At 41.5% G+C, this 10,179-nt stretch carries 12 protein-coding genes; 9 read left to right on the forward strand and 3 right to left on the reverse strand.

Annotation, left to right across the window (positions count from 1 at the left end; translation table 11 throughout):
- Positions 1–577 precede the first annotated feature (577 nt).
- Positions 578–1,003 carry a MauE/DoxX family redox-associated membrane protein gene (locus P2G54_RS16345; protein WP_275872639.1) on the reverse strand — a complete coding sequence of 142 codons (426 nt, stop codon included), beginning with the start codon at positions 1,001–1,003 and terminating at the stop codon, positions 578–580.
- Between the two features lie 349 nt (positions 1,004–1,352).
- On the opposite strand from P2G54_RS16345, the gene P2G54_RS16350 reads away from it, so the two are divergent.
- Positions 1,353–1,517 carry a hypothetical protein gene (locus tag P2G54_RS16350; RefSeq protein WP_275872640.1) on the forward strand — a complete coding sequence of 55 codons (165 nt, stop codon included), beginning with the start codon at positions 1,353–1,355 and terminating at the stop codon, positions 1,515–1,517.
- A 164-nt stretch (positions 1,518–1,681) separates the two neighbouring features.
- Here the strand turns inward: P2G54_RS16350 and P2G54_RS16355 are convergent, their stop codons facing one another.
- The gene (locus P2G54_RS16355; RefSeq protein WP_275872641.1) at positions 1,682–1,828 is read right to left on the reverse strand and encodes a hypothetical protein; all 147 of its coding nucleotides are present in this window, start codon (positions 1,826–1,828) and stop codon (positions 1,682–1,684) included.
- 21 nt (positions 1,829–1,849) lie between these two features.
- Between P2G54_RS16355 and P2G54_RS16360 the strand changes: the two genes are divergently transcribed.
- Both P2G54_RS16360 and P2G54_RS16365 read left to right on the forward strand, forming a co-directional pair.
- The gene (locus tag P2G54_RS16360) at positions 1,850–2,965 is read left to right on the forward strand and encodes a histidine kinase (RefSeq protein ID WP_275872642.1); all 1,116 of its coding nucleotides are present in this window, start codon (positions 1,850–1,852) and stop codon (positions 2,963–2,965) included.
- Positions 2,931–3,659 carry a LytTR family DNA-binding domain-containing protein gene (locus P2G54_RS16365; protein WP_275872643.1) on the forward strand — a complete coding sequence of 243 codons (729 nt, stop codon included), beginning with the start codon at positions 2,931–2,933 and terminating at the stop codon, positions 3,657–3,659. The genes P2G54_RS16360 and P2G54_RS16365 overlap by 35 nt, the downstream gene beginning before the upstream one ends.
- Positions 3,660–3,779: 120 nt before the next feature.
- Here the strand turns inward: P2G54_RS16365 and P2G54_RS16370 are convergent, their stop codons facing one another.
- On the reverse strand, positions 3,780–6,377 hold the full coding sequence (locus P2G54_RS16370) for a lantibiotic dehydratase (protein WP_275872644.1): 2,598 nt from the start codon (positions 6,375–6,377) through the stop codon (positions 3,780–3,782).
- Positions 6,378–6,748: 371 nt separating this feature from the next.
- Here P2G54_RS16370 and P2G54_RS16375 point away from each other — a divergent pair, with 371 nt between their 5' ends.
- The 6 genes from P2G54_RS16375 to P2G54_RS16400 all read left to right on the forward strand — a co-directional run bounded on the left by P2G54_RS16375 (position 6,749) and on the right by P2G54_RS16400 (position 9,788).
- Positions 6,749–6,943, forward strand: a complete 195-nt coding sequence (locus P2G54_RS16375) for a hypothetical protein (RefSeq protein ID WP_275872645.1) — start codon at positions 6,749–6,751, stop codon at positions 6,941–6,943.
- Between the two features lie 250 nt (positions 6,944–7,193).
- Positions 7,194–7,841, forward strand: coding sequence for a DUF6266 family protein (locus P2G54_RS16380; protein WP_275872646.1), 648 nt, complete (start codon positions 7,194–7,196; stop codon positions 7,839–7,841).
- 291 nt (positions 7,842–8,132) lie between these two features.
- Complete coding sequence (locus P2G54_RS16385) at positions 8,133–8,882, forward strand: hypothetical protein (RefSeq protein ID WP_275872647.1); 750 nt, start codon at positions 8,133–8,135, stop codon at positions 8,880–8,882.
- Positions 8,882–9,310: a DUF5675 family protein gene (locus tag P2G54_RS16390; RefSeq protein ID WP_275872648.1), complete on the forward strand. Its 429-nt coding sequence runs from the start codon at positions 8,882–8,884 to the stop codon at positions 9,308–9,310. Before P2G54_RS16385 ends, P2G54_RS16390 begins: the two co-directional genes overlap by 1 nt.
- Positions 9,286–9,519, forward strand: coding sequence for a hypothetical protein (locus P2G54_RS16395; RefSeq protein ID WP_275872649.1), 234 nt, complete (start codon positions 9,286–9,288; stop codon positions 9,517–9,519). The genes P2G54_RS16390 and P2G54_RS16395 overlap by 25 nt, the downstream gene beginning before the upstream one ends.
- Positions 9,520–9,545: 26 nt before the next feature.
- On the forward strand, positions 9,546–9,788 hold the full coding sequence (locus P2G54_RS16400) for a hypothetical protein (RefSeq protein ID WP_275872650.1): 243 nt from the start codon (positions 9,546–9,548) through the stop codon (positions 9,786–9,788).
- Positions 9,789–10,179: the final 391 nt, after the last annotated feature.

The raw sequence follows: 10,179 nt of genomic DNA on the forward strand, positions 1-10,179 counted from the left end.
CTTCTTAGGGGCATCGAGCCCCTTCGAAGTTTGCCCAAGAGAAGAACCTCTGGCTCATGTTTGCCCGATGGAATTTATAAATGAATGTTGAACCAAACGGTCAACGCTATTTAGGGAAGGTCATATTTCCTAATTCTTCATTCCTAATTCTCAATTCTCAAAACCTACCTAACAGAAGCCACGTCGGCTTACCGCCTCCTCGCAGTGGCGACAATCGATAGGTTACAACTCACAACCTACAACCTAGAACAGTTAGCAGTAGGCAGAACACCCAACTTAGCTCCTTATCAGTTAAACAGTTAACCGATTAAACAATTAAACAATAGTGTCCCATTGAGCAGTAAGCACTAATGATCAACCCACAACCTACAACCAAAAACAGTGGTCAGTGATTAGTAAACAGTAGGCAAAACGTCTACCCATAACTTACAACTCACAACCTAAAACCTTCACCAACTTTAAACTTCCAACTCTCAACTTATAACCTACAGCCTACAACCCACAACCCACAACCTTGGACCTATTTCCTAATCCTCAATTCCTAATTATTCATTCCTAATTCTCAATTCCTCATTCCTCATTCCTCATTCCTCATTCTCAATTCCCTTAACCCAAGCACCGAAATCCCAATTAATCCCAGGTTCAAGAAAAAGTGTTCCGCCCAACCCAGACTCTCGAGGATTCCTGCACAGTTACAGGGCACTCTCGGAAATGCCCCCACCCAGATCAGGCCTACATAGGTGGTAAATACCGTGAGCAGGAGTAGGCTCCCCAGATATCCCCACCATTTGGTGACTGAAAAGAAAAGGAGCAGGGTGAGCAGCAACTCTACTCCGGGAACTGCATAAGCCAAAATCTCGGCAAGCTCAGCAGGAAAGGTTTGATTGTGAAAAGCCTTGCGGCTGGATTCAAACCGAATGGCTTTGTCCAATCCGGTATAACAAAAAATCAAAATTAAAATGGATGAAATGATCTTACTGCTGCCCTTCATATCTGTCTTCACTTGGATTTAAGTCAAAGCTCCCAAATGAAAGGGCATAATTCCAAGGAAATAACACAGACAACTTGAAAACCGACACCAACGACTCAAAAACCGACATGAGTGTACTTTTTGCGGAAATCGGATAGGGCTCATCCTAACTCCAGTTTTTATAGGGTACCCTATATTTTAGGTAAATTATTTTCTTCCTAAAGTATTCTTGACTATATTCATAATCTTGCAAGAAGTTTAATGCATTTTCGGAAAATGCGGTTTAGGTGGGCAATCCACTTTTTTTTGATGGTTTTGCCTTTATGTTGTACTTATTTATCCAAAGCTGAAAAACAGAAGAATTATCTATGCTCAGGATATAATGATTTTTACGGGCCGAAGCAGATCCTATGCGTATAAGATTTTGAAACAAGTGAGGGTGAGTGCAGGAAAGGAAAAGCATAATCTGATTACCATTCAGGAATTCGCCGATTTTCATTGTATCCCTGTCAAAGAGCTGGAAGAGCTTATTTTCAGGAAGCCCTAATAAAAAAGGATCTGAATAATACAGATCCTAAGATTGGAGTTGCTCTCCTCCGGAATGACGATCCGGTTTTTGGCCTTTGTTCGGCATTGGATTTTGTCAACATGTGTTGTCTGGCTATCATCCTATCTTTTTCCCTTTCCAGGATGATGTTCAGACGGATTGAATTATACTCCTGTAATTGTGGTAAGGCATTCGCTTACAAAGCTGGTAGTAAATGCCTTTTCATTTGCCTTTCTGGTCTTTAGGAACCTTTTGATCCTGGGTTCGAGAAGTCCGGTTTGGTTCAGTTTCCGGTTTTTTATGTGTTTCATGACATTTTAGGTTTTGTGATAATGAAAGCTATCCTGCAACGGTTTTTTAATCAAACAACTGTCATCAACGGCAGCAAAACCGCTGTAGACAATGCTTTTTCCACCATAATTAAAAGCCCTGCATTATTCTTATGGTCCATTTGGTCGATTTATTTGTTGATGGACATCGGGGCAAGAATTGTCATTGGAGGGCATTTTGCTGCCATGGAAATTATATCCCTCAATTACTTTTTAGGAGGTATTATCAATCAATATTGGTTTTTTGTATTGATGCCCAATCTGATTTTTAGGAAGAGATGGAAATTGGAATTCGTGCTGTTTATCGGCTTGATCGCCGCATTTTTATTCCTGAAACATTACTTGATTAAGGACACTTCTTCGGCACTTCTTGACATCAGATCATTTTTGACTTTGGAACTGCTTAGGATATTTCAGTTTCTTCTGTTTACAACAGCACTTTGTGGCTTGTTCATTTTTGCGATGCAGCAAAAAGAAAAAAGCAAGCTTGAGATCTACCTGGAGCATCTGGAAATGGAACATAAATCCCTGCAATTAAGCCCCCATTTCGTGCTCAATATGGTCTCACAGTATTCCGCATCTGTGTTGCCCTTATCCAGAACCCTATTTGATAACCTTTCCCAATTTACAGCCCTGCTTTCCTATAGTTATAAAAGTCTGAACCGGCAGAATTTCCTTTCCCAGGAGATCCGTGCCATAGAAAATTACATTGCCTGTCAGAATCAAAGGTTTGCCGATAAACTCAATTTTCGGTTCAAAAAAATGCTCTATGGCCTGCCTTCAGATAGACTGCCAATTCCCAAATGGACGCTGATCACTCTGGTTGAAAATATCTTTAAACATGGCAACTGCTTTTCATATTCTCTTCCCTGTATGCTATCCCTTAACTATGGTCTCAGCCCTAAATCAAAGGATGTTTTTACGTTAACTATTACCAATATCCCGGATAATTCACTCCCCGGAACCTCTTCAGGGTTTGGTGTGGAAGCTGTTAATAGGATATTATCTTATCATTTTCAGGACCATTTCCAGCTTTTTATATCCGATACTTCCCAAGAGTTCAACCTTTTGCTTTATATAGATTATGGAGGAAATTTTAAGAATAGGTTTACTAGATGATGAAGAAGCTCCCAGAATACTTCTTACAGAGATTATTTCCATGATTCCCGGATACACGGTGGAATTTTCCACTCCGGACCCTTTATTGGCTCTCAAGTTTGTTCTGGAAGAAAAAGTAGATGTATTGATCACCGATATTATGATCCCGGGATTCTCAGGACTGGAGCTTTCCAAAAAAATAGCTCACTTGGATATTCCGGTGATCATCTGTTCAGCCCATGACCGCTTTGGAGTGGACAGTTTCAAAGTAAACGCCATCTATTTCATCCTAAAACCACCCAGTTTTTTTGAGGTTTCCAATGCACTTCAAAGAGCAAGGAATCTCCTTTCCAAAAGAAATAAAGAAAAGGTTTCTTTATCTGAGGATATGGTTTTGATAAAGCAGCATGGGGAATCCAGACAGGTAATGTTGAGACCAGCTGAAATTCAATATTTGGAACAGAAGGATGTAATTTCTGTGATTCTTTTGGATTCTGGTGAGGAGATCAGAACCAGAAGCAGGTTCTCTGCCACATTGGAAAGGGTACAAAGGCCTTATTTGGTGAGGATTCACCGGTCCTATGCCGTCAATTACCTGAAATTAAAAGCGATTGATGGGGGCTATTGCCTTATGGAAAACGGTGCAAAAGTTCCAATAGGGAAAGAATTCAGGCAGACATTTTATGAATTTTTGGAAACCAAAACACTGGTTTGATTCCTCCTTTCCAATTCTCAAAAAATCCTGGAATGAATTTGGAAAATGAATTTTGAAAAAAAACAGAGGGAAAATCCCAGAATAGCTGACCCCTTGTTTAAAAGGGGGCTTGGCCTGTATTCAATTACTTCTCTTGCCATAGATTTCCTTCCCCAAAACTTTGTAGAGATTCAAATACACTAAGTTTTCTATAATTCCCCTTTCAGAACCAAAGAAACGATTGGTCTGCATGTGGATATGATTTAAAATTAGGAGTATACAACGCTTGTCTTCAGAATAAAGAAGGGGATGAGTCAATAAAACCTGAGTATATTTCTCTATCCATTCTGAATGATTGCTATGGTTTGAGACTTCCGGTTTGATTGTCTCATTTTTTATCTTGAGCTCTTTCAGAATATCCTGTGGGATCGCTTTCACTTTTTGTTTGATTGGGTTAAAAAGGATTTGGCTCTTTCCAAGTTTATTGAGGATCCCAGTCCACAAAACAAGGATCAACTCTAATTTAATTTTGTCATCGCTCTGAAAATAAAATTCATTCTTTTCTTTATTTCTATGCCACAAAAAAGAAGATTCGAGACAAAATAAATCCTCTGAGATTCGATAAGATTCCTTGCCGTATTTTTGGGTTTCAGGATAATAGGGACGGGTTTCAAAATTGCTATGGTTAGTTCTTGATCCATAACAAAAGCGGGCAAGAATCTCTTTTTTCAGCGTTGAGCTCAACCGTAAAAAACGAATCCTAAGCTGAAGTGATTCCCCTTCCGGATATAGGAGATAATACCATTGGATTTTTTCTTTTTCCAGAAAAGACAATAGTCTGTGGTCAAGGATTTGCTCCAACGATTCCCAACAATCCTCTTCCCTGGTCCTGATCAGAAGGTAAAGACAAGTTCTGTCAATGGAATCCAGAGTATTGACGAAGTTTGGGAATGGAGTTTCCTGTTTTTTTTGACTGATATGAACCACAAACTGGGGATAAACCGGATTCCTGTTCTGGGATTGGAACGGGCTATTCCCAAGCCACTTACATTCACTTAAAACAACTTTTTGGAATTTTATCAATTCTCTCCAAAGGATCTCCAATTCATCCTCTTTTCTCCAATTCAATACCAATTCCCTGTCAATGATGCCGATTATTATAGGAGAGGGGATATTTTTACGGTTCAACCAACCCCCTAACGCTTTGATATTGGAATAATTGGAATGGTGAATTATCCATCTTCGGCTTTGCAGGATCAATTTGTCCCATTTCAGCTCAGGGATGTAATTGCTTTCCTGGAATCCCGGATAAGTATAGGAGATAAATCGGAAGGAGTTTTGGTGGTCAAGTTCCCAAAGTAGCCTTAGGATAGGATGGCTGATTTCTTTCCCATTGAGGGGATGCATTACTACAGGTATTATTCTTTTTCCGGTTTCTTTATGGATCAACAAGAATTGGCCTTGGCAGTGTCCTATCAGAATTTCCTTTAATTGGATTGCCTTGGGATTAGGACCCTGAAAAGGAGTGATATACCGATCAAACAGTAGTTGGGTGGAACAAATGCGCTGGATTGCCTCTGTTTCAGTCACCCTTATTTCTGCATAAATGACTTCTTTATCAGTATAAATGTTCTCCTTTATTGATTTTTGAAGCTTGAATAAGGATGCATCTTTGTTAAATCTACCATGGTAAATAAAAGGTCGGTTGCATACCATATTCTCAATAAGAATTTGGCAATCTGAGGTCCACTTAAACACTACCTGCAAATCGAAAACATTTTTGTCAATGGGTTGATGAGCAACAAGATTCCTGAGATCTATTGATTCAGATTCCCAGAGATTCCCTTTGAATTTTCCTTTATAAGCATGGGAGGCTTCAAATGAAGGGTTGTTCAGAAAACTGCTTCCTATAAATTCTATATGTTCCATAAGAAGGGTTATTGGAATGAACCTGTCGTCAAATTGTTTTTGAAACCATGGGATAAGACAAGAGATGTAATCATCCTGATTTGGGATAAAAAGGTTCCCTGCTTCTAAACCGAAATCTTTTAGTTGCTGAAGGGTTTCATTGGGTAGAGTCAATCCATCATTGAAAACCAAATCCACATGGGTTGTGGAACTTTGAGGTAAATTAACGGAATGCTGCCCAGGGGTCAGGATCCCAAGTTCAATCATTTGTTCCCAAATCTCTGTAACGAAGGATATTTTGGAATCATCAAATAAGGATTTGAATTGATCGAACTGAATTGTATTACCTGATTTCAGCTTTTTGATCAGTCGGCAAAGGATTTTGTTTTTTGGAACGCTGACCATTGCCCACCTTTGGTCTTCTGGGAGATAACTTAAGAAATGTACCCTTCCCAGTTTTTCAAAGCCGCCTTCAGCTAAGTAATAGCTTTTTGAGGGATCATTCTTGCTTTCAACTTGGGGATTTCGGGCAGGGATGGGGCTCACTTGACTTAGATCCAGACCATATTTCTCATGGTTGCTGAATTGTCCTGTTCCGACTGCGGCTAACTTGCCAAATGGGGTGGCTCTATACCTTCCTCTCAGGATGTATTTAAAAACCTTTGCCTTTGTAAAAGGCTTAAGCTCACCATACTTTTTGCCTGATATAGCCTGAAATAAACTTGAAGAAGAAAACTCTATTGCAGTTTTTATCTCTTCCCAATGCTTTTCGATTTCTTTTTCATTGCTGGGGTCAAAATCAAATAAAGGAGCGCGGAATAAAAAGTGCATGGCTTTTTATTTTGATTCTAGTGTATCCAAGTTTGGATTTCAACCAACTGCTATAGACGGTCTTAAAAGCAACACGAACTACCAGGTTTTTAATAGGTAAGCACATTTCCATTTTGCTTAATCCATATTTTCCACAGATTCCACAGAATCCATAGAATACATGGATTCCACCGGAATTTGGGATTGGTAACAAATCCTGCAAATTTACTTCCCGCAATTGCACCGATGAATCCTGAACTCTGGGATTTGACTTTTTGAATTGTAAGAAAGCTTTAAGGTTTTCGCCGGTACAGATTCCCTCGTTGAAGCTTTTATGGAGAGGGGCTGTTAGTTAAAAATGGTGTTGTTATTCAACCTTAATCAAATTTAAAATGATCAAAAAAAGATGTGTAATCTATGCCAAAGATATCCAAAGGATCACCGGCAGGAGTGAACGATACAGTCATTTGGTACTTCAGAAAATCCGTTCCCTATTGGATAAAAATAAGGGACAGTTTATCACTGTCTCTGAGTTTTCGGCATTTACAGGTATCCCCGAGGCTGATCTTGAGAACTATCTACGTTGATTCTGGACAGCTGAAAAAGCAGTATTCCCAGGTTTTGAGAGCTATCAATTCTATAGCAAAGCCAGGGAAACCCCTTACCAACGATTCATTTTGGCCCAGTTTCATTCGGGTATTGTCCCGCTAGCTTCCCTTTTGGTTCCCTAGATAGAGTGGGAGAAGAGGGGGGTGTTATTGGTAGGAAAGCTGGATAAACCCCAAGACTGTATGGGCTTTAGCAAGGAATTGAATTCAATAATTTAAAAATCATAGTATGGCAACTTCAAGCAACCCTTTGTTAAAAAATTTTTCTGGGAAGATCGGTGATCTGGTGATCTACCAACTCAATGGAAAAACTGTTATTCGAAAAAGACCGGAGCCTAAGTCGGTTTATAGGCCGAGTAAACTTCAGGTTTTTAATCAAAATGCCTTTAAAGAGGTTCAGCAATTTCTTCTTCCCCTGAGAGAAGTGTTGGATTTTGGATATTCAGAATACATTCAGGGGTTTAAGAAGGGAATACATCACGCCACGTCCTGGGCACTGAAAAAGGCAATTACCGGGGATGGGAACAAGGTGATCCTTCATAAGAAAAGTGTAAAAATATCCTCCGGTGATCTGCCTCTTCCTTCAGGAATAGAAGCTTCCTGGGTGGGGACAGGTCAGCTAAAAATCACCTGGGATTCGGAAGGGAGCCTTGGTTTGGCAAGGATGACGGACTATTCCTATGTTGTCTTATACCATCAGGAGGAGAAGAAAGTTTTAGAAATCAGGGAAGGCTCCCATAGAAGTAAAGAAAGCCATTTGATTACTGTTCCGGAAATATTTCAGGATTCAGGAGTTTTGGTTTTTCTTGCGTTTTACAAGAAAGTCTCGGGGTCAAAAGTAAGGTTTTCAGACTCGATCTGCCTGGAGCTGGAATAACAGAAGATTAGATGTCTTTTGTTTCAAGAATTTTGTTCTGTCTCTTTCATCAATCAGACCTGTCAGGTTTTCAAAACTTGACAGGTCTTTTTCGCTTATACGATTGTGGATGAATTGCCCCGATTCATGAAAGTCTTATTTCCTGAAGGCTTCCTGATGTCGCTATATGTGTTTGATTACCAGTATATACTGCCAATTACTGCATAGATTTGATAGAACTGCACATTCAATTGAAAAGCAGGATTTCAGGCTTCACCTTGTCTCCATGTTTCACTAAAACCCATGTAAAATATGGCAAAACAAGCAGGAGTAATTACACTGGAAGGTAGCATAGGAAGAATTTCCTTCTACAAGACCAAGGACGGGTATCTGGCCCGTGAAAAAGGAGGGGTGAGCAAGACCAGGATCTTCAATGATCCCCGTTTTGCAAGGACCCGGGAAAATATCCGGGAATTTACCGACAACGCGAAATCCTCCAAGTTGCTCAGGGATGCCCTGAGACCGGTGATCTCCAAGATCGGGGATTCAAGGCTGAGCCTTCGGATTACCCAGTTCATGATGCAGGTCCTCAAATCCGATGAGGTCAATGTCCGGGGAGACCGCAGGGTGAAAGAGGGGAATTGGGATTTGCTGAGAGATCTGGAACTGAATGCAGGGGCTTCTCTGGGCTCATCCCTGTTTTTCGAACTACAGTACAGCGACAGTGCTGCGGCCTGGGAGGTTCAGTTGCCCGCTTTCGTTCCCCGGGATTTGATGGCCGTCCCCAGTGGGGCTACCCATTACAAGATCTCTGCGAGTGGAGTGGGAGTGGACTTTGATTTGGGAACCCGCACGGTGGTTCAGGCCAGCAGTCCTGTACTTTCCGTTCTAGACCCCGCTTTGGCACAAACCCTCACCGTGGACAAAACCCAACTGACAGGAACCCACTATGCCTTTGTGCTGAGTGTGGAATTTATCCAGATGGTCAATGGAGTGGAATATGCGATCAACAACGGAGCGCATAATGCCGCCAAGGTGCTTACCGTCAGCAAGGCTGTCTAATGAGGCTCTTGCTCAAAAGAAGCTATACTCCCCGGGGCACCCTGGGGAGGCTTTACTTGGGGCAAAGGGAATTGTGTTTGACCCGGGAGGCTCCAAAGCGCTGTTATTCGGAGGAAGTACATTGTCTGAAAGAAGGACTGTATGAACTGGAACCCCTGCATGAGGAGGAGAGAGGCTGGATGGTTTCTCTGGGAAAGGGAGGGATCATCCTTCCCAAAACCTCTGAAATCAGTCCGGGACAGCATGAACTCTGCCCCTTTACTTCCCTGAGAGCAGATGGTACCCCCATGTTTACCCGATTGGCCTTTATGAAGCTTTTTGATGAGCTCAATGCCCTGTGGGAGAGGGGAGAGATTGTAGAAATGCAGATTGTATCATCGGAGGTGCCCTATGCGCTGGAAACATGTCAGATAGCCTCTTACTCTTGAGTTTGAGTGGGGCCTTTGTGTCCATACTCCTTTCGGTGATCGCCTATTTTCTAAAGTTCCTGCTTCAGGACTTCAGAAAATTGCAGGAGGATTTTCTGGAAATCAAGGTCCGTCAGGAAAACCTGAGGGCAGAGATAGACAGAATCACCGAGGTGTTGTTTTTACTCAAAAAACAGCTGATGCGGAAACGTAGGGGTTCCGAAACCTGATTGATGTTCAATAAAAACCAAAAAAGATGAATATACTTTCAGAAATACGGCACCGTGCCCTGGCTCCGACTCCTCCCTTTTTTCAAAAGCTGAAAAAGGCGGGGATGATCTTGGCCGCTGTGGGAACGGCAGTGTTAAGCGCTCCGGTGACCTTGCCAGCCCTCTTGGTGAGTTTGGCCGGCTATGCGGTAACCGCAGGAACTGTCCTGGTGAGTATTTCCCAGTTGACAGTGGATGAGCACGCTGGCTACCTGCCAGCCATGGACTAAATTAAAACCCCGGGAGGAGGTCCTTCCCGGGGTTTTGTTTCGAAAAACCACCCACACTTTCAATTTTTCTACACCACGAATTCAGCGAATTAAAAGAATAGCTTGTCCCGATGTAATCGGGAGAGATTAACTTGTCCTGGTGGAATAGGGAGGGAATAGGAGATAGGGATTAGAGATCAGGGATTAGAGAATAACTTGTCCCCATGGAATAGGGAGGGATTAGGGAAGGTCACAATTCATAATTATCAATTCATAATTATCAATTTTCAATGTCATTCCCTGAAATAAGTTGACCGTTTTTAAAGATGAATCGAGATGCTAAAAACGGGAAAAAGGATTAATTCTCATCGAAAGTATTCTGAAGACTTCAAGCGTAAATTGGTGGAAGATT

The sequence above is a fragment of the Algoriphagus sp. CAU 1675 genome, from assembly GCF_029222925.1.
Classification (GTDB): domain Bacteria; phylum Bacteroidota; class Bacteroidia; order Cytophagales; family Cyclobacteriaceae; genus Algoriphagus.

Coding starts and splice junctions, on each gene's coding strand:
- P2G54_RS16350 (WP_275872640.1), top strand. CDS start 1,353: ATGATTTTTACGGGCCGAAGCAGATCCTATGCGTATAAGATTTTGAAA.
- P2G54_RS16355 (WP_275872641.1), bottom strand. CDS start 1,828: ATGAAACACATAAAAAACCGGAAACTGAACCAAACCGGACTTCTCGAA.
- P2G54_RS16360 (WP_275872642.1), top strand. CDS start 1,850: ATGAAAGCTATCCTGCAACGGTTTTTTAATCAAACAACTGTCATCAAC.
- P2G54_RS16365 (WP_275872643.1), top strand. CDS start 2,931: ATGGAGGAAATTTTAAGAATAGGTTTACTAGATGATGAAGAAGCTCCC.
- P2G54_RS16370 (WP_275872644.1), bottom strand. CDS start 6,377: ATGCACTTTTTATTCCGCGCTCCTTTATTTGATTTTGACCCCAGCAAT.
- P2G54_RS16375 (WP_275872645.1), top strand. CDS start 6,749: ATGATCAAAAAAAGATGTGTAATCTATGCCAAAGATATCCAAAGGATC.
- P2G54_RS16380 (WP_275872646.1), top strand. CDS start 7,194: ATGGCAACTTCAAGCAACCCTTTGTTAAAAAATTTTTCTGGGAAGATC.
- P2G54_RS16385 (WP_275872647.1), top strand. CDS start 8,133: ATGGCAAAACAAGCAGGAGTAATTACACTGGAAGGTAGCATAGGAAGA.
- P2G54_RS16390 (WP_275872648.1), top strand. CDS start 8,882: ATGAGGCTCTTGCTCAAAAGAAGCTATACTCCCCGGGGCACCCTGGGG.
- P2G54_RS16395 (WP_275872649.1), top strand. CDS start 9,286: ATGTCAGATAGCCTCTTACTCTTGAGTTTGAGTGGGGCCTTTGTGTCC.
- P2G54_RS16400 (WP_275872650.1), top strand. CDS start 9,546: ATGAATATACTTTCAGAAATACGGCACCGTGCCCTGGCTCCGACTCCT.